This is a genomic window from Mojavia sp. (genome assembly GCF_059505145.1).
In genome coordinates, this window is the sequence record NZ_JCACKA010000047.1 from 179,785 (window position 1) to 205,617 (window position 25,833).

A 25,833-nucleotide genomic window follows, 5' to 3' on the forward strand; every position below is an offset into this window, starting at 1 on the left:
AGCTCTCGGCTTCAGGCAAGTGCTTTGTCGCCCCTTGAACTCTTTTGCTTTTGAAAGCCAACTCTTCTAAGACGGCGGATAATTCTGGTGGTTAGTTCCGTTACTTTCGTAGACTTGCAGATATAATCATCAGCGCCGGCTGCAAATGCTTGGTCAATATGCTTTGCTTCTGTATGCGCTGACCAAAATATAATTGGCAGGCTGTGCCATTTGCAGTCACTACGTACAACTTGGCAAAGATCCAATCCATTAAAATCAGGCATCTCCAGGTCTAGTATTAATAAGTTTGGAGCCGAAGCTGTCAGGACTTCCCAAAACTGATGTGGGTTATTTAGCACTGTTACCTCTACTCCCAAAGGTCGTAAGAGAGTAGACAAAATAACTAACATGGCTGAATCATCGTCTACTACCATGACTCGATTGCCAGAGGTAACGTGATTCTTGCTTAAAACTTCGCTTACAGCTTGGAGAATTTCACGAGTTGGCAAGGGTTTTTGTAAGAAGGCATACCCACCCAAACGTGCTATCTCTAACCTGTCAGTTAAGCTATCTCGCCTAGTAAATACCAACACAGGAATCTTAGGACTCTCTTGCATCAGTTGCCTAAGCAGTGTCACCCCATCTTCCGTTGAATTAGAAATATTAGGGTCAAGCAAAATTATATCGGGTGGATCTTGAGCGATCGCTTGGCGGGCAATGTCTAAATCTATGGCAATCTCTACTCGTACTCCCCAAACGCTCGCTTCAATTTTAATTTGCTCCGCCAATTTCAAGTCATTATCCACAATTAGCATCAAAGGCGAGTAGGAGTCAGGCTCTGATTTTACTTCGGGGGACTTATGTACTTCTTGGCGGAGTGAGCTTACTAAGTTGGCAATTTGCTCTACCTGAACTTCCTCCAGCAAGCTTCCCGACTCCAATATGTCCTCTAACTCTTTTGCCAGAAGGGAACCTTTCATCAAGCCAAAAATACCTAACGATCCAGCTAAGTTATGTGCCTGTTGCTTTGCTTGCTGTTGCATTTCAAATGTCACTTCGCCTGCTTTTAGCGCTATTGCTAACTGTTCCAAGACAGCAAACTGTTGTGCAAATTTGCCCTGAAATTTCTCCCAAATCTTGTAAGTGCTTGCCTTTACCTTCTTTTGATATGCTTGTTCTTTGTTCTTGTCACTGCTATATGAGGCTACAGAAGTAGCAGGCTCTTTTGGTTGCGCTGGAGGTCTGAGCCTATAACCTAGCCCGTGAACCGTTTCGATGGGGTCTGAAGCACCGGCGGCCTTGAGCTTTTGACGCAAACACTTGATATGGGTACTGACAGTTTCCTCTCCAGGTGACTCTGCAAAATCCCATAGGCGCTCTAGAATAGCACTGCGGCTAAAAATTCGCTTGGGATTGAGTAAGAAAAGCTCTAATAAACAATACTCCTTGGGAGTCAGACGCAGGAGTTTTTCTCCACAGATTACCTCGCTGTTGATCGGATCAAAACGCACGTTTTCCCAAGTGATGGTAGATGATGGTATCGGTTTGCCTCGCCGCAGTAGGGCACGTACCCGTGCCATCAACTCATCAATGTCAAACGGCTTAACTACATAATCATCTGCTCCTGCATCTAACCCCATAACTCGATCAGTGGTACTATCCTTCGCAGTTAGCAGCAGAATTGGGCTGGGATAGCCTTTAGAGCGGAGGCGTCTGCACAAGCTAATACCATCAATATCTGGAAGCATGATATCCAACAGCACCAGATCATATTCAAATGCCATTGCCAGTTCCAACCCACTTTGCCCATCCACTGCCAGGTTAACTGTATAGTAATGAGCAATGAGAATATCAGTAAGAGCGGAACTGGTAGGCTGGTCATCTTCTACCAACAAAATTTTCACGTTACATACCTTTTAAGTGTTTATAAAGCTACTTAATAAATTCTCGTACTGGAATTACAAAACACCAGTCAAAGAGTAAGTGATTGGACTCATCTGAATGCGATTTATAGTTGTCTTTAAAGGTTCAGAGAAGAGCCTTTTCTGACAAAGAGCGGCAGAATATACATTGATTCATGAGTAATACTTGGTACTGAACGCGAAGTTACACCAAAAGTGTTTCATGAAAAGTTGAGGAAATTATAAAGATATACTAGTAAATTTAAGTAAACTGTTGTGTTTTTAATTTGCACATTGGAATGGCAGGTGGCAGAGCAGAAGGTTTGTAGGTTTTACCTATAAATGATTATGATGCAATTTGTATACACGTCAGCTTATTAAGTAGCTACTTGCTTGTTATCAAAGAAAATTTTCTTCCGTATGCAACTGCACAATAAGTATCATTTGTTATGAAATATAGATACAGTAAGTACGGTGGGAGAGTCAAATATTAATTATGGAGGAACCTTTAAGGCAGCGCAGATGAAATCAAGACAGACAATCATTGTACGTAAGTCCTGAAGGTGTAGAAAGCAAGGAATTTTACTGCCAGCAATCTTTGCAACGAATTGCAAACGCAGTCATAATACAACTCATCAGGTCGAGATGGAGAGACAGGAAACTGGGAAAAAGCCCCGATTCCCAGATTTTTATCTCAATCCTCAATCTCTATTCTCTGTAAATGTTATTCCTGATAGACATTTACTGACACTGTAAGATTAAATCGGAGAATCTGAGCAATTGCAATTGCTTCACCTGGAAACCATGAACAAATTTATACTTAGCTTGCTTTCGACTCCTGTGCTTCTTGGCTCTATCCTATCTATGGGAGTGATAATCAATAATCAAGCCCAAGCAATAGAGCCAGTAACCACAAACGCTGACCGTTTATCTTGTATACGCAATAAACATAAAGTTGGTTTGGTATGTGCTAGAGCTTCTGTATTAGCTCAAATTCCTAACTATCAACCAGAAGCGGAACCGTCTCAAGATGGCGTTCCTATGCTAGAGTTCAACGATCAAGAAAGCGATATGGCGATCGACTTATTTGGCTGTGATTGTCCTGCTTGTATAAATTCTTTACGCCAAATGCGTGGTGCTACACCCTTGGTGTACTAATTTTTTAATCTAAATTCTTTGTTTATGCTTTGCATCAAATAACTTCCAGGTGCTAAACTTGGAAGTTTTTTATTGACTAATTTAACTGGCGTACAATCGGTGATATCGTGTCCGGTGAAAGACTTATCATTAAGACCGCAGGAAGAGAAGTTGCCAGGAGGAGCCACTGACGGGTACGCAGGGGTTTCACGCCACTCCCCTCAAGTCAAGCCAGCCGCTTGCGGGGGTTCCCCCCGTTGTGCGGACTGGCGTGGGGAACCCGCCCACGGGGGTGGCTCCCCAAGTGGAGCAAGTGGCGTTGGTTTCCCTCCAAGCAAACTTCGGGGGCAGGGGGAAAGAGCATTTCGCGGTTTTTGCACAGATGCGAGAATTATAATTAATTAGGCAGACATGATATGAACGGGACGCTTGGAATTTTGCATTTTGAATTTTTAATTAGTTAATAACTACCAGCCCAAGTTACCCATTTATGCGATAAACCAATATGCAAAACGCTTTCAGTTATCTCTTGTTCAGTAATGCTTGCTCCTGTTAAATCTGCTCCAGTAAGTTCTGCTTCATTGAAGTTGCTGCCAGTTAAATTTGCCTGCCTCAGATTAGCACCTCTTAACTCGGCTCCACTCATTTCTGCCTCGCTGAGGTTTGCGTTAAACAAATTTGCCATATTTAAATTTGCACCCCGCAAATCGGCACGACTCAAGTTCGTTTCCTTGAGGCTGGCTTTCATCAAATCTGAGCCTATAAAGTTTACTTCACTTAAGTTTGCACCGTTAAGGTTGGTTCTATTTAAATCTGCATTAGTCAGGTTTGCCCTAGTTAAGTTACATCCACTCAAGTCGGCTCCGCTCAAGTCGGCTCCGCTCAAGTCGGCGTCAGCAAAATTTATACCTCTCAAATCAGCATTAGAAAGGTTAGCCTGATGCAAATTGGCTCCATTAAAATTCTTTTCCCCTGCTGCATATCGACTCAGGAGGTGTTTCGTGTCCATATTGTCACCTCGCAATTTCTACAGGTAAACAAGTCTAGTAGTAAATTAAATACTACTCACATCACACCAGAGATGCTTGGTTGAGTTGTTAGCAACCAAGAATATTAGTTAAGAAAAAACTTTTAATTTTATTTTGCTATATTTTCTAAAATTTTTTAGATTAACTTAATGTAAATATATGAATCAATAGTAAGCTACGTAATATCAATATCTAGCGCTTATATAGAATAGAAGGCAAAGGAGAAAGAGTTTTAATACCTTAAGTTTTCTTTACATAATTATGCAAATTTGTTTATGTAAATTGATGTCTTTTGTGAAAAAAACATTAGCAAGAATCTTAATTTTATTTCCAATAAATGTTGTTTATACTAGTTGAATTTGTAATTTCATCGATAATTAAGTAATTGCTAATAAGTTTAAATGCGGGTCAGAATTGGAGAGCGATCGCCTGGCGGAAAGTCTTGAAAAATCGCTCCCCTGCGAATCAAGTCAAGCTTTATAGCTTCAGAAATTCCTCGGTTATTCCCGAATCGGGCAAATTCTACTTCTACACCGTTTAAGTTGACTCCCACTAGTACAGCACTAACTAAGTTGGCATGGCTGAGATTAGCACTGCTGAGATTAACACCCCTCAAGTTTGCACCTCTGAGATTGGCATGGCTAAGATTGGTATCCCTCAAGTTTGCACGGCTGAGATTGACATGGCTAAGATTAGCACCCCTCAAGTTTGCACGGCTGAGGTTGGCGCGGCTAAGGTTAGCACCGCTGAGGTCGGCATCAATCAAATCGGCCTCAATCAGGTTAGCACCCTTGAGATTAGCACCTTGAAAGTTTGCATCATTGAGGTTAATACTGCTTAGGTCAGATCCAACAAAATCTTCAGCAGGATTTAAACCAGCAATTTTTGCCAGCGCAAAAAAGTTATCAGTTTTTGCCTTGACAACAAGCTCGATCAGATTTTGAAGTTTGTTTAGAGATTCTTTGTCACTCATAATCTACCTCGGCTCGACTGAGATATGGTTGTAACTTTGTTCTCAGCAACTCCTTCTTAATCGCTATGTTTGCAATTGTCTGTTTATTGCGGCTGATATTCGATGCATATAATCCCTCAACAGAAGTTAAACATAGATGTTGCAAAGAGACTTCCACAGTTGCTCTCAGTTGACAAGGTTTACTTCTGACTTGCAAAGTTCCTAAATTCTCTATTTGCAGCGAGCCTTTCAATACTGAACTACTTATTGTGAGTTCAAACATCCAAGCTGGGTCTGAATTAGAACCGTAGGTTGTTACCTGACAAACTACAGGCAAATAGTTTGCGGTGATTTTTTCTGTGTGTTCGTAGGTCGATAGTTCTATTCGCTCAGGCTGATAACGCGAATCGTAAGAAATCTCAGCGTTTTTTAGTTTAAGTTTGAGTTCCATACCTTTCAAACCAAATTGAACACGTCCACCCAGTAGCTGCACCGTTTGTTCGCTGAAATGTATAGTGATAGGCAAGTCAAACTGGTCAGATGTCAATGGCTGTGTATTGAATTCTATGTATAAGCAATGGGGAAACCTGTTTTCATGCTGAGTTTGGGGCATTATTGGAAGGAGTTGTTGCATGGCCAAGACTTGGTAAGTACCCTAACTCATACACAATCCGGTTTTTGTACCAAGGGCAACTTTAGTAGAGACACAGCAAGCGTAAGTCTCTACAATCGTGCTGGAGCAGGTTCATCTTGAGGAAAGATTGCTCCTCGCTGTTTTAGGTCAGATTTAGTATCTTCAGTAAGTCCGGGATTAGCACCAAATTGTGCATTTACTACTATGGCGCTGCTCAAATTGGTCTGGGTTAAGTTAGCACCCCTGAGATCAGTTCCTCTCAGGTCAACATGAATTAAGTCAGCATTGCTTAAATTGGCATTTCTCATATCAGCATGGCTGAGATCCGCATCTATTAACAAAGCATTGTATAAGTTAGCGCCTACTAGATAGGCACGGCTGAGGTTAGCAGACCGTAGGTTGGCATGACTGAGGTTAGCATCACTCAAGTTGGCGCGGCTTAAGTCAGCTTCACCCAACTGAACACCATTAAGGTTGAAGCCGCTGAAATTGCAGCCTACTCCTTTCACACCGACTAAATTAGCTCCCACAAAATCTTCAAGGGGGTTTAATCCAGCAGTTTTGACTAACTCAGACAAGTTCTCTGTATCCGCTTGGAGAAGTTGCTTTACCTGCTCTTGAATTTCCTCGCGTGGGATAGGCATCTCGGTTATTATTCGCTGCTTAGTAAGTCGCTTTTGTTCACTCCAAGTAACAAAACTAATTCCGGCGGCGCAGCTTAACATCATAGTCAAAGCTGGTGGATTACCCCCAGTGAGTAATAACATTGCTAAAAAACCTATGCCAACTTGAGCTGTTTGCTTGAGTAAAGAATTTAATCCGAATTTAGCTTCTTGATCAAGACTCATTTGATAGCGGTTATTTGCTGACATAACTTGTTTCTCCTATGGATTTTTCAAATTCCTTAAATCTGCCCAAAAACGGCCCAGGATTCTTCCAGCAAGCACAATCCATAGCAAGAAATCAGATGTCACAATAATGAAGCAAGCTAAACAGGATACATCTAAATAATTTTCTTGGAAACAAACATCAAAACTAGAGAAATTTTTACCGATAATAAATTCACTTATAAATCCTGGAATTTGCAAGATAATACTTAGGGCGATCGCATCTTGAATTGAAGCATATACTGTTCTCCCAAGTTGCCCCATCAACCCGTAGAATATCTGATCTACAAATTCTAAAATGTTAAATACCAATTTTTTTGTGCTTTTCCCCAATCTTGTACTTGCTGGCGGAGATTCCTCAATGGGTGTAGGAGAAGATGGCAACGAAGAAGGCATCTGACTCATTGCTAAAGGACGAGCATTTAATAATGCCTTGATCCTAAGTTGGGGAAAATGGGCTGATACTAAAATTAAATTTAAAATTTATAATTCTAAAAGTCAAGATTTTAATTAGTTATTATAGTAACTTTTCCAATTTATAATTTTGTATCGTGATATAACATTTCTCTTAGCGATCGCTCTATAACTTGGCTGATTAACTGATTACCTTGGAAGTTGAAATGAATATTGTCTTGGTACACTTCTTGAACATCTTTGATTGAATTTAATATTGGCAACATATCTATATAAGTAATTTGCTGCGTTTTCGTAAATTCACTCAAACGTTGACGTGCTTTAATCTCGTAATCACGCGAGCCTGGTTCACCAATTTCTCGGAATAAAGGAGTCATAATTAACAGAAATTTGCTGTTGCTGTCACGAGTTAATGCCTGAATTTTACTAATAGCTTCTAAGTTAATCCCAACAATATCACCTGCTTCATTTTGTATATTTTCTAATTCGGGAATTGGCTTTTGCTTAAAAATATAACGTTGTAAAAGTTCCACTAAAGCTAGGGGAGGTTTACTATTTGGGTAGTTGCGATCGCGTCCTACTGGTAAAGAAGTTGGAGCTTTTGCAAATAAATCATCAGTATTAATTAATAAAACCACTACTTGAGCTTGAAAATTCCCAAATCGTTGTAAATAAGCTAATTCATTTCTCGGCCCCCAAGAGTTGGCTGACGCATTTAAAACTTCTACTTCTGTGTAATTATCAATGCTGGCTGATTTTAAGGAACGCATCAACAAGTTAGAAATGGTGTTAGCCTGATCTGTCCACCAGCCACCATTAGCAATAGAATCTCCTAAAATTAAAATTCGCAGTGTAGACGGTACAGGTATCATTTGCAGTGGCGCACTCCGCATAGAATACTCATTAATCTCAATGCGATTGCCAAAGCGACGGGTACGCTGGTTAGGCGCTAATAAATAGCCAATCTGCTCATCGCCAATGTAAATTAACGGATTCCCAAAGCCAAAGAGCGATCGCAGTCCTATCTCTATAGCTAACAACAATCCCACCATCACCGCCAAAATTATTATCAGGGCTAATTTCACCTGCAAATACTCTCCAATCATTTTGAGAAAATTATTCTCCAGGAATAAAGTGATAAATTATACTACTGTTTTCTCTGCCGCTGGACTGATTTTGTTAAAATTATGACTCTATTTTTAAAGGTAAATTTACGTAATTTAATTCAATGCTTTAGTATATTTAATAAAATCTAATTTTCAGAAATCCTGATGCTGGATGCCTTATACCCTATGCTCCATACCGTGTAACTGATACTCATGTATATCAGTACTTAGTAAGTCCATAGGAGTAAATAAATTTTCTCTTATAAATGTTGCAAAGCTTAAATAAAATAATCATGGTAATTTGGCATGATCCGTTAACAGAAGGACTACAATCAAAACGGACAAATTAGCACTGTAACAAAGGAGGCTTACAAAGCTATGTCCGATTTAAATCGAGGAATTATGAAATTTAAGGGTGCTGACTCCCCGAAAGCAGTCACTATATCTACCGTCTTGCTTTTAGGGTCGATTGCTGGTTTGATTATCTGGGCCCTACAAGCGGCCTATGCGTTAAACTAAGCAATTATTCGCTTAGTAATTAGTCGTTCGGAAGGGCACTGGCAACAACGGTTTTTGCCGATGCCAAGTGTCCATCGCACAACTGATAAAAGCGCCCATAAAAGCATCAATACAATTTACGCATGATTTTAGATTTGACATTTGAGATGCAAGATGCAATATAAATCTAAAATCCAAAATCCACGATGTTTGAACTTTGGGGTGCCTTAATTACTTTAATTGCCTGCTCACTGTTGGGCGCGTTACCGTTGATTGCCTGGATTACCTATACCTTGAAGGGAAGGCAACTGGCGCAACTTGGTACGGGAAATATAAGCGTCTCAGCTGCTTTTTACCACGGCGGCAAACTGGTAGGAATTCTAGCAGTATTATCGGAAGCTTTGAAGGGAATTGCGGCAGTTTTCATTGCCCGTGCTTTCTTTAAAGAAGGATCGGCTTGGGAATTGATTGCCCTAATTGCTTTGGTAATAGGTAGATACTGGATGGGCAGAGGGGCAGGCACAACAAATGTCGTCTGGGGATTTTTAGTACACGATCCACTGGTAGCAGGATTTGTCGCTTTGTTAGCAGCCGTCAGCTTTACAGTTTTTCAATCTAAAAAACTAGTAAAGTACGGAGTTTTGCTAGTATTTCCTTTATTTGTGGCACTGCTGCACGCTGAAGATTTCCCCAGAATTATTGCTGCTGTGATCCTGGCTGGACTACTTGGCTGGATTTATACAAAAATTCCCGATGATTTGAACTTGCCTACCGCAGGGGCAGAAACGGAGTCAAAAGCAATGCTGGAATTTTTGCGTGGCGAAAAACCGATTGTCTCTCTAGATGAAGATTTAGATGAGGCGAGAGTTGGGCAAAAAGCAGCTACGTTATCTCAAATTAAGCGATGGGGTTACCCAGTGCCGAAGGGATGGGTAATTTCTCCAGTTGATGATGGCGAAGGAGCAAGCGAATTTTTCCAGCCTTCGGAATTATCTCCTTTGGTAGCGCGTTCCTCTGCTATTGGAGAAGACTCAGAACAAGCTTCTGCTGCTGGACAATACCTAACGGTGTTGAACGTTACCAGTAAACAGAAGCTAGAAGAAGCGATCGCCCAAGTGAAAGCTTCTTATAATCATCCCACTGCTGTACAATATCGACGCGATCGCGGTTTGCCAGATCAAGCGATGGCAGTGCTAGTTCAACAACAAGTCCAGAGTGTATATTCTGGTGTGGCTTTCAGCCGCGATCCCATTACCCAACAAGGTGATGCGATCGTCATTGAAGCTTTACCAGGAAGCGCCAGTCAAGTCGTTTCTGGAAGAGTTACACCAGAACAATATCGGGCTTTTGTCGTTGATACAGAAAATTTCGCCTCTGTGCAATTAGAGGGTACAGGGCGAGTTCCACAAGCAATAATCAAACAAGTAGCATATTTAGCCCGTCGGCTAGAAAAACGTTATCACGGTGTTCCTCAAGATATCGAGTGGAGTTACGACGGTCAAACTCTGTGGGTGTTGCAAGCAAGACCCATAACCACCTTACTGCCGATTTGGACACGCAAAATTGCCGCCGAAGTAATCCCTGGAGTTATTCACCCCTTAACTTGGTCGATTAATCGTCCCTTAACTTGTGGGGTGTGGGGAGAAATTTTTACTTTAGTGTTGGGCGATCGCGTTTTAGGGTTAAGTTTTATCGACACTGCCACACTGCATTATTCAAGAGCATACTTTAATGCATCTTTGTTAGGGCAGATTTTCTTACGCATGGGTTTGCCACCAGAAAGTCTGGAGTTTTTAACTAGAGGAGAAAAACTCAGTAAACCGCCGTTGATTTCCACCTTACGGAATGTACCAGGACTGTTGCGGTTGCTGAAACGAGAATTAAATCTCGAACAGGATTTCAAGCAAGATTACCGCGAAAAATTTATTCCAGGTTTGTCGCAGTTGGCTCACGAACCTATACATGAACTAGAACCACGCCAAATATTAGAACGAATTGATTGGATCTTAGACTTGCTGCGCCTGGCGACGTACTACAGTATTTTAGCTCCCTTGAGTGCTGCCATCCGGCAGGGGATTTTCCGGGTCAAAGATGCCAAAATTGATAACAGCATCGCGCCAGAAGTAGCGGTGTTGCGATCGCTGAGTGCTTTAGCCGCAGAAGCCAAACAAGTATTACCTGAGTTTGAACCTGAACAGGTGTTTGAGCAGTTGGGAAAAACTCCACAGGGGCAGAACATTTTATACGACTTTCAAGAATTACTTGAGGATTACGGCTATTTAAGTGAAGTCGGTACTGATATTGCCGTTCCCACTTGGAAAGAAAACCCTCAGTATGTCAAGCAGTTGTTTGTGCAGTTAATGCAGGGAGACAACCCGCCAGCAGGCGAAAAAGACGCGATCAATCAAGCGCTTTCCGAAAAAGAGCAGCAACGGGGGCCTGTGCAACGACGGGTGGATCTCAAAGGACGAGTTACCGAAGTTTATTCTCGGCTGTTAGCTGAATTGCGTTGGAGTTTTGTCGCTATAGAGCAGATTTGGTTAAAGTCCGGCTTGCTTAGAGAAACAGGAGATATCTTTTTTCTCAAATTAGAAGAAATAGAAAATTTGGTTGACGCTGCTGATTCAGAATTCAGCCATCAGTTGGACATATTAGTGCAAAAGAGGCGATCGCAATTTGTCCAAGATAGCGAAATCAATCAAATACCTCTATTAGTTTACGGCAATGCACCTCCTCACCCCCTACCCCCCTCTGAGCTATATTCTGACCAAATTTTACAAGGCATTCCCGCCAGCCACGGACAAGCTGAAGGACGGGTGAAGGTGTTGCGAAATTTACAAGCATTGCCGCAGATTGACCGAGACACAATTCTCGTAGTGCCTTACACAGATTCCGGCTGGGCCCCTCTGTTAGTCAGGGCTGGAGGAGTAATTGCCGAGGCAGGAGGCAGGCTTTCTCACGGTGCGATCGTGGCTCGTGAGTATGGTATTCCGGCGGTGATGGATGTTCGAGGCGCTACTTGGCTGCTGCAAGATGGGCAACGAGTACGGATAGATGGGTCTAGGGGTATTGTGGAATTATCTAACGACTTAAGACCAGAATGATTACCACCTCCCTCAACGATTTACCAGAAGAATCCGTTTCTCACAACCCCGAAATCAAGAAAAAGGTGATGCTGCGTTTTGGCGATTTGCCTCACCTAACTAACTTTTCTCAAGCACGTTTTGCTCCCGGACAAACAGCACCAGCACACGCCCATCAAGATATGTCGGAAGTGTTTTTTGTCGAAGCTGGTTCGGGGGTAATTCGCATTGATGGTAAAGAATATCCTTTACTTCCTGGTAACTGCGTGGCTATAGAACCGGGAGAAGTCCACGAAGTAGTAAATAACGGTGCGACTGAACTTGTTCTCACCTATTTTGGTTTGCGGGTGGAAAAACAAGCCTAAATAATTCGTAATCAGCGGCCTGTGATGGTCGCTTTCTCTAACTTGTTCTGTTGTATTCTTTCTTGCTTGAGGTAGAGGTTACAAGAAAACAAAAATAGATACTCTTTGATGAGTTCAAGTTGACTCACCAAGCTTTAGTATGATCGCGCAGAGCGCAGTGCAATCATGCGATCGCTACCTAAAAGCTAACAAGCAGATTTATTTCAAATTTTTATTTAGTGATTTTGAATCAGCTACGCCATTTAAATTAGCAGCAATTTACTCCCACTTTGGTTGATATGGTTCAGACTGGACAACTCGATCCAGAACAAATCCTGACGCAGGTTGAACCTCTAAGCTCAGTCATTGATGCTTACAAAGCTTTTGACACACGGCAACCCGGTTGGATTAAGGTGGAACTATTGCCTAGACCTGCAAACCGAGAAGATAAAGACGGGGTAGTATCGGCTGCACGAAATTAAAAAGACCTTACCAAAAACCGTCTTAGCCTATGGCAAGGCTTACAGCACTTTTCTAAATTATTGTAAGGGCACAACATTGTTGTGCCCTTACTGTGGCCTAAACTGCAAGTCGCTGTAAATAACAGTTAGCGGATTAAACGCGATTTTTCCGTAGCAGAAAAACTTGAGATAAACATCAGACGCCAGCCTTTGAACTCTGTTAATGAGGCTTTGAACTGGATTAATGAGTTTTTGAACTCCGTTAATGAGTATTAGAACCTTGCTTACTAGTAAAACTAGTAAGCGATTGCCTCCGGGAGAGAGATGCTCGAAATATTGGCGCTCAAGCATATTTTGGGTGTTTAGTTGCGCTGCTTGAGAGAGTAAAGGATCTTCTCGTAAAGGTTTGAGATTATTTAGGGTGCGGCGCTTTACTAGTCTAATCCTATTCTCTAAGAACTAACTACGGATAAAGTTACCAAAATATGCTGTAAGACAGCATATATACAATAATTGGTTTTGATAATTTCCCAAAGGTAGGTTTATAGTTTTTGGCTTTTAGATACGATTAAACTTTAAAAAGAAGATAACTTATTTTTAACATTATTCACATATCCTAAGGATGGAAAGATTCCAAATACTACTCTTAACTCAGGATTCTTGAACAACTAATAAATGTGATAGCCTGAAGTCAAGTTATTCTAGTCTTTTAGAAGTAGAAGTTTTCGCTGCATTAATTTTTGCCAATATAGCTAGCAAATAGAATTTATAGCCGTACAAGCGAAGTAAGATAACGCAGACTAATTTGAATTTAAGTCTGCAAAAGTCTGCTTTCTGTAAATTCAAAGTTGCAACCGAAAATTTCCAAATTTGGAATGCTTTTAAAACTGTACAAATTTAAATGTGGAGAAAATTTTCATGGCTCTTTACGGTTATACAGTAGGAGACACGGATGTTTCTAGCGCACCTGGAAACCAATTCCAGGTTTATCGCTTTCTTATCCCTCCTGCCTCTACAACTGCACCAAAAACTATTACTCCTGGGCTAGTAGGCACAGTTACTGTCGCTAGTATTAATAACCCAGATCTAGAAGGGCTGGGAACTAACCCCAGCACGAACAGGATAAGTGCCGTTAACGAACCACGCAAAAGTGGCAGCCCAACAATTGATCCAACTGTTATTCGGATTAATAATATCGATCAGCCTTTTGCTCCAGCCAGTGCCTCGCCAACACGTTCACCATCTGATCTGCGTCGTTTTGGGTTTGACTCAGGTGCTGACTTTGGACGTGATTTTTCATCAACAGGTCAGATACTGTCAACTAATGTTCTATACACCATTGGAGGAAGCTCTACTGGAACAGTCGGTAGTTCTCTTTACAAAATTACTGTACCTGGCACTGGAGCAGGTACTCTTACTCTTGTAGACAAATTTGGTGCAGCTACTACTGTTGCCCAAAGACAAGGAACTCAACCTACCAATCCTGGAAAATTTGTCGATTCATTAGCCATCGACAATCTTAATCCTGGTCGTACTCGAGCTATTGCTGGCGATTTCAGTACCGCAGATAAAGATGGGGCGCAGCTTTACAAAGTCGATTTGTTTACTGGTCAGTTATCTGCACCGATTAGTGTTAAAACACCTTCAGGACAAGCTCTTAATGTCAATGCAGATTCTGGGTTGGCATTTACTAACCTTAGCGGATCTACTCAAAGACTGTTGGCTTTTTTGGAGACTGGCGCTATCTACGAGATTACAGGCTTCCAAGACGAACTCAACGCAACAGGTTTAAGTTTAGGTAGTGCCACAGGTAGTAATGGTGCAGGCTTTGCAACCGCTAGATTAATTGGTCAAGTCAATTTGCCAAATGCTTCAACTGGAGCTACCGATTATGAAGGTTTTACGATTGTTAATGAATAACAATCATCAGTACGCTCTTGTACTAAGCCTCTTGTTAAAAGTCTTTTTGTAAGAGGATGTCTCAAAAGTATTAAATATTTTGTCTGATCCCCTATAGCCCTCCTTAAAAAGGAGAGAAAACTTTTAAAAATCTCCCTTTTTAATGGGGATTTCGGGGATCTACTATTGAATACAACACCAAAAACTTTTCAGTCATCCTCTAAGCTCGACTTTATCCAAAATTAAGAACTTGGCTTCCTTTTGAAAATTACTTAATAAAATTACTTAGTAGGCTTGGCATTGCCCACATATTTTTGTTTTAGTGGGCAATGCCAAGCCTACATAATTATTAAAAAATAAAGGTGGACAAATAGCCCACCTGATTATCTGTTTTTTCTATTTTTAAAAAGTTGTGGCGAGGAGTCCCCAATTCCAGCATTAAGCTATAGTCACATCTGGTGAAAGGTAAACATCCTGAATAGCGTGAAACAGTTTTACCCCTTCCTCAAACGGACGCTGGAAAGCCTTTCGCCCAGAAATTAATCCTGTACCACCGGCGCGTTTATTAATCACAGCTGTGCGAACTGCTTCTAAATAATCATTTTTACCAGAAGCCCCACCAGAATTAATCAATCCTGCGCGTCCACAGTAGCAATTCAGCACTTGGTAACGAGTCAAGTCAATTGGGTGGTCGGTTGTCAACTCTGTGTAAACCCGCTCATCGGTTTTACCATAACTCTTACCAGATGCCTTGGCTACGGCTCCGTAACCATTATTATTTTCTGGTAACTTCTGTTTAATGATGTCGGCTTCAATCGTTACACCCAAATGATTCGCCTGGGCAGTGAGGTCAGCGGCAACGTGATAGTCTTTATCTTGTTTAAAAGCGTTGTTACGCAGATAGCACCAGAGAATTGTTACTAATCCCAGCTCATGAGCATATTTAAAAGCTTGGCTGATTTCCTGAATTTGCCTAGTAGAATGCTCTGAACCAAAGTAAATTGTCGCACCTACCGCTGCTGCACCCAAATTCCAAGCTTGTTCGACATCGGCAAACAATATTTGGTCATATTGATTGGGAAAAGTCAGCAGTTCGTTATGATTAATTTTGACTATAAAGGGGATTTTATGGGCATATTTACGCGAAACATTGCCCAATACTCCTAAAGTCGAAGCAACAGCGTTGCAGCCTCCTGCTATTGCCAATCTAACAATATTTTCTGGATCAAAGTAAATCGGGTTGGGTGCAAAAGAAGCCGCTGCTGAGTGTTCAATACCTTGGTCTACCGGTAGAATGGAGAGATAACCCGTATGTGCAAGACGACCAGTAGAATAAATTTGCTGGAGATTACGTAAGACTTGAGGATTGCGATCGCTATTTATCCAAACTCGATCTATAAAGTCCGGCCCCGGCAAGTGTAGTAAATCTTGAGCAACTTTTGCTTTATATGTAAGCAGGTCTTCTGCCTCTTTACCTAATAAAGACTCGATAGAATCACCTGCTAAGAGCGTTGCAGTCATAGTATTTTCCTCAAAAATTGAGTAAATTACCTTGCTTTTAAGATAACACTTCTACTATTTATAACGCAGTTCAACTTGCAGTCATAAACTACATTTTCGTTAATAATTTTTTTCAAGCAAAAAGGCATTTAATTTATTAATAGCTAAGTAAATTTAAACAATATATCTATAGGTATAAATTTGGATTTTCACAGACTAAATAATTAAGTGTAAATATTTTAATTAAAAGCTCGGATTAAATAAAAAAGCTAGAGGCGATCGCAAATTATTATTGTAGTAAGCACTTCAGCGCTTATTGCAAAGAAATTTATCTAACTGGGGCTATGTTTAATATTTCCCAATTAAGTTAACAAACTTGCGTAGTTAGGACTTTATTCATCAAAATCAGGGCTGAAGTCCTCATTACAGCCCCACGAGTGGTAGTATGTTGAAGTAGCTGCTTGACTCCTTCCCATCGATGAATAAACCATTGGATGAAGCACTTTCAGTTGAGATTGCTCAACGCATCAAAAGCAAGGCAAAGAAGCCGTTTGATAATGCTTATAAAGCAGCACTGGCAACTGACAAAGCAAAGTATGTCCAGGGATTTTTAGTTTTTCCTGGCAAGCCATACCAACCCATTGAACACGGTTGGATTGAGTTAGGCGAATCTATTGTCGATCCCAACCTACCGCATCTGCAAAAAAATCCCCAGCAGCTTTACTACTTTGCCGCACAAAGCCTAACTGTTAAGCAGCTAAAAGCAATCATCGAAGAATCGCAAGAAGATTATCCTGAAGATGACCCCCTACCCATCTACGGTGATGCACCTTATGCATATTATGGTGATGTGATGTTAGGCGGTCAGGATTACTTGGACGCATATCAAGCCGCAGTAGCTAAATCCCAAGAAATCAATCAACCAAAGCTTGAGAATAACTAAGTAGATACTTCTTCTACCCCATCGCCTCAATTAATAAGATTTCCCATCGCTGCCAAAGTATTCCCGATAACTGCAAATTTTGTCTCCCCGCACATCAAAGGAAACTGCTACCCGATTTTTGTAAGGCTGTCCTAATAAGAGTCCTTCATCCCGAAATTCAAAAACAACCGTCGTTTCATTGCTAGTAACACGGTCTAGGGAAGCCAGCTTAATTCCCGGATTGAAACATTCAGTAACGTATTCAAAAAACTCTCTAGCTCGTTCTTTTCCTTCATTCAAACCGTGGAATTTCCCCATAGGAAACCAAAAAGTAAAATCTTCCGTGAGCATATCTAAAAAGGCTTGCCACTCTCCTGTTGCCAAACCATGCGTAAAATGCTCAAATCCCTGCTGGGCAACTTTTAAAGTATTTTCTAACTCTTGTGTCATGGTTGTCGATAGCTACAATCTGACAACTACTTTGCCACAATTTTGACCACTAAGCAGATATTCAACAGCCGCAGGAATAGATTCTATGCCTTGAAAATGATTTGGGTCTACGGCAACTTTGAGTTTGCCTGTGTAGAAAAGATTTAACAGGCGATCGCGTGCCTCTGGCATATATTCTTTATAATGAGGCATGAGAAAGCCGCGAACAGAAGCAGCTTTCCAAAATAACTGGTGGTAAATGCGGGGTTGGGTAATTTGTTCTACATCCTTTGCATATTCTGAGATGAACCCAACTACTACTAACCGTCCTCGTACTGCTAAGTTTTCCACGCAAGTATCAAAAACCTGTTTTCCCACACAATCAAAAATCAAATTAATGCCGTTGGGGTATTCTTGCTTAAGGATTTGGTTGAGATTTTCGGTGCGATAGTTGATAATGCGATCGCACCCGAATTCTTTAAGTAAGTTTGCCTTCGCCTCAGAACTACAAGTACCAATGACATGATTACCTGCTAACTTCGCCAATTGCACCGCAATATGACCGGTTCCCCCTGCTGCTGCTGTTACTAAAACCACTTCATTACTTTTCATCTCCCCCACTTGTTCCAAGGCGACCAAAGCTGATACACCTGTAGGCATTAGAGTTAACACTTCTGGCGTAACTTCACGCACCTTAAATGCTAAGTTTGCATTTACAACCTGATATTCACGATAACCGCCACCACGATTAGTAGTGACTACAGCATCACTCACTTGGAAATCTTGAACATTTTCTCCGACTGCTACAACTTCTCCCACCACCTCCACACCCAAATCAAAGGGAGGAGTTAAATTAACATAAGGAACATCACCACGACAAAGTAATGTGTCAAAGCCACCATTAACGCCAGCAAATTTATTTTTAATTAAAACTTCACTAGCAGCAGGTTTAGGAATAGGAAATTCGACAATTTCCACAGCAAATTTAAAATCTTGATTCAGTTGTTTTGCTATTAATTTTTTATATGTTTTTGCGTTCATTTTTAAATCTTATATTTATCTAAAAATTAAATTATTCAATTCAAAATAATACCAATTCAAATAATGTTTGCGACACATAAATTCTTCGTAGGGGCACGGCAATGCCGTGCGACGCCACTTCCTTCAAGTCGGCAAAGCCGCCCAACGGAGTGGCTCCCCTACCCATTTGTTGCATTCTTTTTTCAAATTGTTATAATTTATCAATTATAAAATATTTCTAAAAATATCTACTAATTCTCTCTGCGTTCTCTGCGTCTCGGCGGTAGCCTGCGGCAAGCCGCTACGCGTCTACGTTAGTAAATTTTAACTTTGTAGGGGTGCGTTGTTATAAAAAAGGGCAACGCACCGCTCATCTCCAAGAAGAATACTTTTAAGAGAAGCTGGGAAGTTTCCATCCAAATATTTTTCCCAAATAGTGGGGAGATAATATTAAGCTCCTAAAGCTTTATCCCACTCTAACTGATGAGCTAAACCATACTTGATAAAATCTTCTTCTTTAGCTTTATCACTCTTCCCAAATACACCTAAGCTGTAAGGATTATCTTGCATACGTTCTGCAACTTGCTCTTTTTCAAATTGAATTACTTCCTCTCTAGGCTTATCCGGTTTAAAAAAGTCTACAACCAAAACTGTTCTGTCATAATTAGTGTAATTATGCGGGCAATGTGGATAGCTATGATCTAAAACCATGAATTCTCCTTCATGCCAATAAAGCTGTTCATGGCATATCTTCATAGCTACATCCCCCTCTGGCACAATTAATCCTAGATAGCCACGATTCATGTGTGGGTTGTAGTTGACATGAAGTTTAATATCTAAACCTGGATGGAATGTCCCAAAATAGGCATTTCTGATAATACTATCGTCGCTAAAGTTTACTTTTTCGATTACATTAGCCAAATTGGAAAAATACTTTTCTCTTAAGGCAAGCGCTTTTTCTGATGCCTCATCTATCCCATAATCTGGGTACTGTATTTGATGTACTTTAATATATTCTTCAATAAATAAACCTTGAAATAAAATACCAAAAGCACTATATTTTGAATTTCCCTTGGTTTTAATCGTTTTACTTTTAGGCCCTAAAACATCGTAAGTAAATTTTAACTCCTCATTAGATGCCTGATTAAGAAAGTGTGTAAACTCATCTCTAATCACTCGCCAGTTATCTTGAAGACTTTTGAGAAAAGGAAATTCTTTTGGATTTAGATGATACTCATTAAAATTTTCCATTGGCTTTTATCCTGAAAATGATTGAATAAAAAACTGTTACATAATAATGGGTTTTAGCTTGCATTCCGGTACTATGTTGAAATTCCTGATTAAACCAGAACTGAAGCTTCTTTACTCATTTTAGTGTGAGGTCTACTGTGTCTGAACCTCCTGTATTAGATAAAATTATCAAAAATGTGCGCGTAGTTCGTCCCCATGATGATGCTGTCGAACTAGTTGATTTAGGAATTAAGGATGGGAAATTTGCTAAAATTGCCCCTAATATTAGTGCAAACCAAGCTATAGAAGTATTCGATGGCAAAAATTTGCTAGGCTTTCCTGGGGTCGTGGATGCTCACATGCACATCGGTATTTATCAACCCCTAGATAAAGATGCTGTGACAGAAAGCAAAGCTGCGGCGATGGGAGGCGTGACTACCAGCCTGAACTACATTCGTACAGGACAGTATTATCTCAACAAAGGCGGTTCCTACCGCGATTTTTTTCCAGAGGTATTGACCTTATCCGCAGGTAATTTTTTTGTAGATTATAGCTATCATGTCGCACCCATAGCTAGCCAGCATATTGACGAAATACCTCTGCTGTTTGAGGAACATGGTGTATCTTCGTTTAAAATCTTCATGTTTTATGGCGGTTATGGGTTGCATGGTTTGTCAGATCAGCAAAACCTGTTTTTGATGATTAATAAAGAGGAACGCTACGACTTCGCTCATTTTGAATTTATTATGCGCGGTCTAACTCGCTTAATAGAAGCGCATCCAGAAGCACGAGATACTATTAGCTTGAGTTTGCACTGTGAAGTTGCGGAAATTCTTAACGCCTATACCAAAATAGTTGAAAACGATTCTAGCCTTAGCGGACTGCACGCTTACAGTGCAGCGCGTCCTCCTCATTCCGAAGGTTTAGCAATTTGTATTGCTTCCTATTTGGCACATGAGACTAACTGTGCAAATATTAATTTGTTGCACCTAAGTTCGCGTAAAGCAATGGAAGCAGCTTTGACTATGCAAACTGCTTTTCCCCATATCAATTTTCGGCGTGAAGTTACTGTTGGACATTTGCTATTAGATGTTGATACTCCTAATGGTACTTGGGCAAAAGTCAACCCCCCTATCCGTCCCCGTGCTGATGTGGAATACTTATGGCAAGCAGTACTCAACAATCAAGTAGATTGGATAGTTAGTGACCATGCTTGCTGTTCTGCTGAACAAAAAAGAAGTACTAAAGACCCGAATAATATTTGGTTAGCAAAGTCTGGTTTTGGTGGTACAGAATATTTACTTTCTGGTGTATTAAGTGAAGGTAGTAAGCGGGGAATGTCTTACAACCATATCGCTAAGTTGCTATCTTGGAACCCATCGCAGCGTTTTGGTTTATTAGAAAAAGGTGATATTGCCATTGGCTATGATGCTGATTTAGTGCTGGTAGACCCCAATGAAAGCTTTGTGGTACGTGCTGCTGAGTCGGAATCGCAACAAGGTTATACACCCTTTGAAGGAGTCGAGTTAACCGGACGGGTGAAGAGTACCTTTTTGCGGGGAAATCTGATTTATAACAAAGGACAAGTTCTAGGTTCACCTACTGGACGTTATTTAAAACGCTCCCACTATTCGTAAGGACACAATAATTGACGTGAAAAATACTGTAGAAGACTCCGGTTTTTTATGATCGCTTAACTTTTAACACAGTTGCTACTAGGGAAATACTGTTTCTGTCTACCCTGTAGCAACTTCCGTCTTCCCTGTAGCAGCTTCCGCCTTCACATTTCCCTGTTACGCGCAGTCTGTAGCAACTTCCGTCTTCACTGTAAGAGCTTCCGTCTTCACATTTCCGTGTTACGCGCAGTCTGTAGCAACTTCTGCCTTCCCTGTAGCAGCTTCCGCCTTCACGTTTCCGTGTTACGCGCAGTCTGTAGCAACTTCCGCCTTCACGTTTCCGTGTTACGCGCAGTCTGTAGCAACTTCCGTCTTCACGTTTCCGTGTTACGCCCAGACAGTCGCTACATTTTGATCTAAAATTATTTGCGATCGTCTAGCATGACATCAAAGTGTTTAACTGTAGTTTCTGGTTTTATCAGATATTCCTTATCTCTAGGAAGAAATCTGACTTTTTCAATATCATTACCAGCAAAGTTGCGAATTGCATCTCGTGATTCCCAGTAAGAGATCACAGTAAATTCTGTGTTATTTCCATTAGTGCGGCGAAGTACTTGCGCTCCCAAATTACCAGGAATTGACTTAATTTTGTTAATTCCAGCTTCTACCAAATAAGCATAGTATTCATCGGCTTTTGATGTTAGCGTTGTACCATGCCAAATACGTGCGACTACTTTCTTTGATTCGGTGGTAGCAGTATTATTTGGTAGAGGTTGTGCTGAAACTGTAAGAGTTTCAACCTGTGCAAATGAAGCCAGTGGCAAAATCAAAACTGAAACTGCCAATCCACAAAGAATACCCGAAAAATTATTTGGTCTAATCATTAGGCATCTCCAGGTGCATAGAATAATACTATACTTACTTGTGATAAATCTCTATCAACTCTGATAAAAAACAAGCCGCCATCATCTTTTATCTGTCTTGGAAGGGTGCTAAACGTGGGGTCATACTAATAATGGTCTTTGACAATGCGGTAATAGTTAAGTAATATCACTCTTCATTGTAAGATTGTATCATTTGATATTTATTATTAATCTCTCTGTTACTATATTTCCTAAGCTACTTCTTGCCTCACCGTTGTATTTTTGATTAAGTGCCCTACTATAATTTTGTCCGGGAAAAGGGGTTAGAAGGATTGTTAGCTCTGGGAAATAATTTTTGATAGCCAAAGGGTTGAACTCGAAGGTGGAACTGTTTGGATGATAAATCAAATACTAGAAGAAGTATTAAAAGTAGTAGTTGATTTTTTGGAAAAGTAATAAGTACTTGTACAAAATTAATTAGGTATTTTTCTATAGAGGGAGAGCAGGAAAGAAAAAATATAACTGCTTAGTAAATATACAAATAAATTAAATTTACCTACCTATTTAGGAGGAAGACAATGAACAACGAATTACCACTGATTATCGAGTGTCGTTGTAACGAAATAGCCTATCGCCAGGACAATCCTGCTTTACCCTACTCTCCAAAAGAGATCATCCGCGAAGCAGTTCGTGCCTGGGAAGCAGGGGCTTCGATTTTCCATTGGCACGGGCGAGACCCAGATAGTGGGAAACCGCGCAACGAAGTTGAACTCTATCTCGAAGTGATACAGGGAATTCGTGAACAGACGGATCTCCTAATCCATCCGACGCTTGGCTACATTACACAGAATCAGGTAGAGGATCGCGTCCGGCACATCTTGGCAGTGAATGACGATCCAGTGCTGCGGGTGGACATGGCTCCAGTGGATTTTGGGTCGCTCAACGTGGACTTCTGGAATCCCCAGGCGAAACAGTTCACGACCTACGATCAAGTGTATGTTAATACCCGCGCTAACCTCAGGGCAGTACTGGAAGTATTCAAGGAACACAATATCTACGTCAGTTCAGTCTGTTGGGACGTAGGGCAAATGCGAACAGCGCGTTGCTTCCAGGAAATGGGACTTCTGCCACGGGACACGTTTTGGGAGTTTGTCTTTACCGGGGAAGTAATGCCGGCTGGAGCTGCGGCGACTATATCGGGTTTGCAGGCGTTTATAGCTGAGGTTCCTATGGGGAACCAGTGGCTGGCGCTTTGCTGGAATGGAGACGTGATGAAGGTAGCAGCCTGGGCAATCACCCTTGGCGGACACGTCGCAATTGGGCTGGGAGATTATGCTTACACTCGCTTTGGCAAGCCACACAACGGCGAGTTAGTAGACAAGGTTGCAAAGATGGCGCATACGCTCGGTCGGGAAGTTGCAACGCCAGCGCAAACCCGCGAGATTCTGAAGATGTCGCCGCGAGCTTCCCGAAGCAAAGAACTACAAGCAACTGCCAACTAAGTAGGTGGCATAAGTATATCAGCAAATTTTGGTAATGAGTTGGGATCTAAAATGTAGGGTGGGCAATGCCCACCTACAGGGAAATCTAACTGCGATCGCTCTAAGGAAATGAAACAAAAGATTAAACGAGCTTTTTTAGACACAGAAGATGGACAGATTCTGTATCGCATCGGTGGCGAGGGTGAACCCATACTTTTGCTGCACATGAACCCCCGCAGTAGTGATGAATACCGAGAACTTATGCCTATCCTTGCTGAACACAGACGAGTCATAGCAATGGATTTGATGGGGTTTGGTGATTCGGATAAACCACCAAGAATGTATACAGTCGCCGACTATGCGAAAACAGCGATCGCACTTTTAGATGAATTAGGTATAGAAAAAACTAGCGTTATGGGAAACCATACAGGTGCTTTTGTGTCCGGAGAAATAGCAGCAACTTATGGCGATCGCATTGAAAAACTGATCTTAGGTAATGTAGCTGGTTTCGGTGAAGGAGGACAAGCAGAGCTATTCAGAAGATTTGAGGAAGGTTTTAACATCAAAGAAGATGGCTCTCATCTCATGGAAAGATGGTTAGCCCGTTCTCGATACGTAGGTTCTGCCGAATTAAATCACCGTTGGGTTTTAGACGATTTAAAATGTTTTGGTCATCCTTTGTACGCAGTTTGGGCTGTCGGCAACTACTGTCTAGATGCACCAGAAAGATTTCGTTCTATCAAGTGTCCAACTCTGATTATCTGGGGAATGGATGATGTCAAAGAATTTGAAAGACTGAGTTTAGCAAAAGCAGGCGATCGCTATTTTCTTTCTCAAGCAATTCCTCATGGCAAAGTCGTTGAATTTGACCAAGGAACAATTTGCATGATGAATCAGATACCTGAAGAAGTAGCGCAGGCAGTAATCGAATTTCTAAAAGATTCAGAATAGTTCAGCTTCTAATTTTCTAGGACTGCTGTACACTTAATCTCTACAATTAGTCCTGGTGTAGACAAAGCAGTTATACCAACGCCTGTCCAAGTAGGGAAGTTATTAGTGAAATAGCGATCTTTTACTTGCATAAATAGTGGCAGGTGTGGAATGGTAAACTGCTGTTCTGAAGCATTAGCAGGCAGCACTTGCAAATTACCGAGATTTACCCCTGTCACATGGTAAGTAATCATCTCTACCACATTGTCAAAAGTGGCTCCTGCTGTTGAAAGTACCTTTTTGACATTCTCGAAAGTCTGGACAAATTGGGCTTCTATTCCCTCCACTACATGTAAATTTTCATCACGTCCCACCTGTCCTGAGATATATAATGTATTGCCTACCTTAATCCCAGGGCAATAGTGATACTTTTCGTATAAAATTTCCATTCCTTTGGGAATAATGACTTCACGAGTCTTCGCCATCTAAGTAGCTCCACACTTTATCAACTGAAAATTTTAACCTCTCATAGCACTGACAACTGAACGCGCCGCATCGGACAACAACCAGCCATCAGCAGCAGGTAGCACGAAATCATAGCCCTTAGCGAACAGTGCGCGACCTCCGACGGCATTGCGACTGACACCCCCAAGCCAACAATCAGGGGTGGAGCGAACTATGGCTTCAGCTTCCGCCATCAATCGTTCAAGTTCTGAATTATTGTAAGTTCCTAATTTAGTCAGCGCAGCAAAATCGTCCACGATGTCTGCCATCAGATCGCCTGCTCCTAAAACTACCATATCGATACCGTCAACTGCGGCAATTTCCTTAACATTCTCGAAACCCTGACGGGTTTCGACGATAACGGCTAGAAGTAGGTTCTCCCGATAATTGGCAGGATACTCTAGCTCTGCTAAACCCCAGTTGGCTGCTCGGCTTTCCGGATAACCGACACCTCGGTGTCCGCCATGAGGTCGATAGCGGGTTGCGGCGACAATGGCTCGCGCTTCATCTGCTGATTCTACGGTCGGAACGACTATACCTTCCACGCCCATGTCTAAGGCTCGCTTGATATAAACTGGATCGTTTGAAGGCACGCGTAAAATACAGGTAACATCTGTTGCTTGGGCGGCGCGGAGTTGCTCTACTAAAACGCCCATTTCCATCGCGCCATGTTCGTGGTCGATGATAAAGGCATCGAACCCACACATAGAAAGAAGTTCGATTGAGTCACCATCTGAGAAAAAAATCCAGCAACCGATTGGTTGGGAACTGGTTTGGAGCATTTTCTTCAGTCTATTAGGTCTGAACATAATTCTTTGTACTCTCGTTACGCCAACCTACTTACTGGTCAATAAATCGACGCTTGCTAAAAATTAGACAATATGTAGATATTCGCATTAGCGAGTAACAATCCGAGGATGCGATCGCTTTTCTTTTATTTTCATGCAACCAAAGTTAAAATTTTATAGTTTAGCGTCAAACATTAGGCGATCGCTAAAGTTAAAAGATAAACATA

At 41.4% G+C, this 25,833-nt stretch carries 25 protein-coding genes; 11 read left to right on the top strand and 14 right to left on the bottom strand.

The features are described from left to right. Positions 1-11: 11 nt before the first annotated feature. Positions 12-1,883: a response regulator gene (locus tag AC5JL8_RS07985; protein ID WP_495879241.1), complete on the bottom strand. Its 1,872-nt coding sequence runs from the start codon at positions 1,881-1,883 to the stop codon at positions 12-14. A gap of 801 nt (positions 1,884-2,684) precedes the next feature. Between AC5JL8_RS07985 and AC5JL8_RS07990 the strand changes: the two genes are divergently transcribed. Beyond that, positions 2,685-3,038 carry a hypothetical protein gene (locus AC5JL8_RS07990; RefSeq protein WP_495879242.1) on the top strand — a complete coding sequence of 118 codons (354 nt, stop codon included), beginning with the start codon at positions 2,685-2,687 and terminating at the stop codon, positions 3,036-3,038. Between the two features lie 72 nt (positions 3,039-3,110). Continuing rightward, on the top strand, positions 3,111-3,422 hold the full coding sequence (locus AC5JL8_RS07995; RefSeq protein WP_495879243.1) for a hypothetical protein: 312 nt from the start codon (positions 3,111-3,113) through the stop codon (positions 3,420-3,422). Between the two features lie 55 nt (positions 3,423-3,477). On the opposite strand, the gene AC5JL8_RS08000 is transcribed toward AC5JL8_RS07995, so the two are convergent. The 6 genes from AC5JL8_RS08000 to AC5JL8_RS08025 form a co-directional block, all read right to left on the bottom strand. Then, the gene (locus AC5JL8_RS08000) at positions 3,478-4,026 is read right to left on the bottom strand and encodes a pentapeptide repeat-containing protein (protein ID WP_495879244.1); all 549 of its coding nucleotides are present in this window, start codon (positions 4,024-4,026) and stop codon (positions 3,478-3,480) included. Between the two features lie 416 nt (positions 4,027-4,442). Continuing rightward, positions 4,443-5,018, bottom strand: coding sequence for a pentapeptide repeat-containing protein (locus AC5JL8_RS08005; protein WP_495879245.1), 576 nt, complete (start codon positions 5,016-5,018; stop codon positions 4,443-4,445). Next, the gene (locus AC5JL8_RS08010) at positions 5,011-5,544 is read right to left on the bottom strand and encodes a hypothetical protein (RefSeq protein WP_495879246.1); all 534 of its coding nucleotides are present in this window, start codon (positions 5,542-5,544) and stop codon (positions 5,011-5,013) included. The genes AC5JL8_RS08005 and AC5JL8_RS08010 overlap by 8 nt, the downstream gene beginning before the upstream one ends. A 176-nt stretch (positions 5,545-5,720) precedes the next feature. After that, positions 5,721-6,503 carry a pentapeptide repeat-containing protein gene (locus AC5JL8_RS08015; protein WP_495879247.1) on the bottom strand — a complete coding sequence of 261 codons (783 nt, stop codon included), beginning with the start codon at positions 6,501-6,503 and terminating at the stop codon, positions 5,721-5,723. A 12-nt stretch (positions 6,504-6,515) separates the two neighbouring features. Further along, positions 6,516-6,914: a hypothetical protein gene (locus tag AC5JL8_RS08020; RefSeq protein ID WP_495879248.1), complete on the bottom strand. Its 399-nt coding sequence runs from the start codon at positions 6,912-6,914 to the stop codon at positions 6,516-6,518. 140 nt (positions 6,915-7,054) lie between these two features. Then, positions 7,055-8,017 carry an SGNH/GDSL hydrolase family protein gene (locus AC5JL8_RS08025; RefSeq protein WP_495879249.1) on the bottom strand — a complete coding sequence of 321 codons (963 nt, stop codon included), beginning with the start codon at positions 8,015-8,017 and terminating at the stop codon, positions 7,055-7,057. A 399-nt stretch (positions 8,018-8,416) separates the two neighbouring features. Between AC5JL8_RS08025 and AC5JL8_RS08030 the strand changes: the two genes are divergently transcribed. From AC5JL8_RS08030 to AC5JL8_RS08050, 5 genes are all read left to right on the top strand, one after another. After that, entirely contained in the window at positions 8,417-8,557 is a 141-nt protein-coding gene (locus AC5JL8_RS08030; protein WP_495879250.1) for a hypothetical protein, read from the top strand. A gap of 185 nt (positions 8,558-8,742) precedes the next feature. After that, entirely contained in the window at positions 8,743-11,640 is a 2,898-nt protein-coding gene (locus AC5JL8_RS08035) for a glycerol-3-phosphate acyltransferase (RefSeq protein ID WP_495879251.1), read from the top strand. After that, positions 11,637-11,984 (top strand): cupin domain-containing protein, encoded by a 348-nt coding sequence (locus tag AC5JL8_RS08040; RefSeq protein ID WP_495879252.1) that lies wholly within the window; start codon positions 11,637-11,639, stop codon positions 11,982-11,984. Before AC5JL8_RS08035 ends, AC5JL8_RS08040 begins: the two co-directional genes overlap by 4 nt. A gap of 278 nt (positions 11,985-12,262) precedes the next feature. Continuing rightward, a complete protein-coding gene (locus AC5JL8_RS08045; protein ID WP_495879253.1) occupies positions 12,263-12,445 on the top strand; it encodes a hypothetical protein in 183 nt (60 codons plus the stop codon). Positions 12,446-13,342: 897 nt separating this feature from the next. After that, a complete protein-coding gene (locus tag AC5JL8_RS08050; protein WP_495879254.1) occupies positions 13,343-14,344 on the top strand; it encodes a hypothetical protein in 1,002 nt (333 codons plus the stop codon). Between the two features lie 417 nt (positions 14,345-14,761). Here AC5JL8_RS08050 and AC5JL8_RS08055 read toward each other — a convergent pair whose 3' ends face one another. Continuing rightward, positions 14,762-15,844, bottom strand: a complete 1,083-nt coding sequence (locus tag AC5JL8_RS08055; protein ID WP_495879255.1) for a class I fructose-bisphosphate aldolase — start codon at positions 15,842-15,844, stop codon at positions 14,762-14,764. Positions 15,845-16,301: 457 nt separating this feature from the next. Here AC5JL8_RS08055 and AC5JL8_RS08060 point away from each other — a divergent pair, with 457 nt between their 5' ends. Beyond that, positions 16,302-16,766, top strand: coding sequence for a hypothetical protein (locus AC5JL8_RS08060; RefSeq protein WP_495879256.1), 465 nt, complete (start codon positions 16,302-16,304; stop codon positions 16,764-16,766). A gap of 30 nt (positions 16,767-16,796) precedes the next feature. Here the strand turns inward: AC5JL8_RS08060 and AC5JL8_RS08065 are convergent, their stop codons facing one another. The 3 genes from AC5JL8_RS08065 to AC5JL8_RS08075 form a co-directional block, all read right to left on the bottom strand. Continuing rightward, a complete protein-coding gene (locus tag AC5JL8_RS08065; protein WP_495879257.1) occupies positions 16,797-17,195 on the bottom strand; it encodes a nuclear transport factor 2 family protein in 399 nt (132 codons plus the stop codon). 12 nt (positions 17,196-17,207) lie between these two features. After that, positions 17,208-18,215 (bottom strand): zinc-binding dehydrogenase, encoded by a 1,008-nt coding sequence (locus AC5JL8_RS08070; RefSeq protein WP_495879258.1) that lies wholly within the window; start codon positions 18,213-18,215, stop codon positions 17,208-17,210. 429 nt (positions 18,216-18,644) lie between these two features. Beyond that, positions 18,645-19,445, bottom strand: a complete 801-nt coding sequence (locus AC5JL8_RS08075) for an aspartyl/asparaginyl beta-hydroxylase domain-containing protein (RefSeq protein ID WP_495879259.1) — start codon at positions 19,443-19,445, stop codon at positions 18,645-18,647. Between the two features lie 137 nt (positions 19,446-19,582). Between AC5JL8_RS08075 and AC5JL8_RS08080 the strand changes: the two genes are divergently transcribed. After that, a complete protein-coding gene (locus AC5JL8_RS08080) occupies positions 19,583-21,061 on the top strand; it encodes an amidohydrolase family protein (RefSeq protein ID WP_495879260.1) in 1,479 nt (492 codons plus the stop codon). A 401-nt stretch (positions 21,062-21,462) separates the two neighbouring features. Here the strand turns inward: AC5JL8_RS08080 and AC5JL8_RS08085 are convergent, their stop codons facing one another. Beyond that, entirely contained in the window at positions 21,463-21,924 is a 462-nt protein-coding gene (locus tag AC5JL8_RS08085; protein WP_495879261.1) for an antibiotic biosynthesis monooxygenase family protein, read from the bottom strand. A gap of 557 nt (positions 21,925-22,481) precedes the next feature. Between AC5JL8_RS08085 and AC5JL8_RS08090 the strand changes: the two genes are divergently transcribed. Both AC5JL8_RS08090 and AC5JL8_RS08095 read left to right on the top strand, forming a co-directional pair. Further along, the gene (locus AC5JL8_RS08090) at positions 22,482-23,405 is read left to right on the top strand and encodes a beta-keto acid cleavage family enzyme (RefSeq protein WP_495879262.1); all 924 of its coding nucleotides are present in this window, start codon (positions 22,482-22,484) and stop codon (positions 23,403-23,405) included. 108 nt (positions 23,406-23,513) lie between these two features. Further along, positions 23,514-24,335: an alpha/beta fold hydrolase gene (locus tag AC5JL8_RS08095; RefSeq protein ID WP_495879263.1), complete on the top strand. Its 822-nt coding sequence runs from the start codon at positions 23,514-23,516 to the stop codon at positions 24,333-24,335. Positions 24,336-24,343: 8 nt separating this feature from the next. Here AC5JL8_RS08095 and AC5JL8_RS08100 read toward each other — a convergent pair whose 3' ends face one another. Next, entirely contained in the window at positions 24,344-24,799 is a 456-nt protein-coding gene (locus tag AC5JL8_RS08100) for a RidA family protein (protein ID WP_495879264.1), read from the bottom strand. Between the two features lie 33 nt (positions 24,800-24,832). Continuing rightward, a complete protein-coding gene (locus AC5JL8_RS08105; RefSeq protein ID WP_495879265.1) occupies positions 24,833-25,627 on the bottom strand; it encodes an HpcH/HpaI aldolase family protein in 795 nt (264 codons plus the stop codon). Between the last annotated feature and the right edge of the window lie 206 nt (positions 25,628-25,833).

Bases quoted from the DNA above. Each gene is read 5' to 3' on its own strand.
- AC5JL8_RS08065 (WP_495879257.1), bottom strand. From the start codon at position 17,195: ATGACACAAGAGTTAGAAAATACTTTAAAAGTTGCCCAGCAGGGATTT.
- AC5JL8_RS08000 (WP_495879244.1), bottom strand. From the start codon at position 4,026: ATGGACACGAAACACCTCCTGAGTCGATATGCAGCAGGGGAAAAGAAT.
- AC5JL8_RS08085 (WP_495879261.1), bottom strand. From the start codon at position 21,924: ATGATTAGACCAAATAATTTTTCGGGTATTCTTTGTGGATTGGCAGTT.
- AC5JL8_RS07990 (WP_495879242.1), top strand. From the start codon at position 2,685: ATGAACAAATTTATACTTAGCTTGCTTTCGACTCCTGTGCTTCTTGGC.
- AC5JL8_RS08090 (WP_495879262.1), top strand. From the start codon at position 22,482: ATGAACAACGAATTACCACTGATTATCGAGTGTCGTTGTAACGAAATA.
- AC5JL8_RS08020 (WP_495879248.1), bottom strand. From the start codon at position 6,914: ATGCCTTCTTCGTTGCCATCTTCTCCTACACCCATTGAGGAATCTCCG.
- AC5JL8_RS08105 (WP_495879265.1), bottom strand. From the start codon at position 25,627: ATGTTCAGACCTAATAGACTGAAGAAAATGCTCCAAACCAGTTCCCAA.
- AC5JL8_RS08070 (WP_495879258.1), bottom strand. From the start codon at position 18,215: ATGAACGCAAAAACATATAAAAAATTAATAGCAAAACAACTGAATCAA.
- AC5JL8_RS08095 (WP_495879263.1), top strand. From the start codon at position 23,514: ATGAAACAAAAGATTAAACGAGCTTTTTTAGACACAGAAGATGGACAG.
- AC5JL8_RS08005 (WP_495879245.1), bottom strand. From the start codon at position 5,018: ATGAGTGACAAAGAATCTCTAAACAAACTTCAAAATCTGATCGAGCTT.
- AC5JL8_RS08030 (WP_495879250.1), top strand. From the start codon at position 8,417: ATGTCCGATTTAAATCGAGGAATTATGAAATTTAAGGGTGCTGACTCC.
- AC5JL8_RS08075 (WP_495879259.1), bottom strand. From the start codon at position 19,445: ATGGAAAATTTTAATGAGTATCATCTAAATCCAAAAGAATTTCCTTTT.
- AC5JL8_RS08035 (WP_495879251.1), top strand. From the start codon at position 8,743: ATGTTTGAACTTTGGGGTGCCTTAATTACTTTAATTGCCTGCTCACTG.
- AC5JL8_RS08015 (WP_495879247.1), bottom strand. From the start codon at position 6,503: ATGTCAGCAAATAACCGCTATCAAATGAGTCTTGATCAAGAAGCTAAA.
- AC5JL8_RS08100 (WP_495879264.1), bottom strand. From the start codon at position 24,799: ATGGCGAAGACTCGTGAAGTCATTATTCCCAAAGGAATGGAAATTTTA.
- AC5JL8_RS08045 (WP_495879253.1), top strand. From the start codon at position 12,263: ATGGTTCAGACTGGACAACTCGATCCAGAACAAATCCTGACGCAGGTT.
- AC5JL8_RS08055 (WP_495879255.1), bottom strand. From the start codon at position 15,844: ATGACTGCAACGCTCTTAGCAGGTGATTCTATCGAGTCTTTATTAGGT.
- AC5JL8_RS08040 (WP_495879252.1), top strand. From the start codon at position 11,637: ATGATTACCACCTCCCTCAACGATTTACCAGAAGAATCCGTTTCTCAC.
- AC5JL8_RS08060 (WP_495879256.1), top strand. From the start codon at position 16,302: ATGAATAAACCATTGGATGAAGCACTTTCAGTTGAGATTGCTCAACGC.
- AC5JL8_RS08050 (WP_495879254.1), top strand. From the start codon at position 13,343: ATGGCTCTTTACGGTTATACAGTAGGAGACACGGATGTTTCTAGCGCA.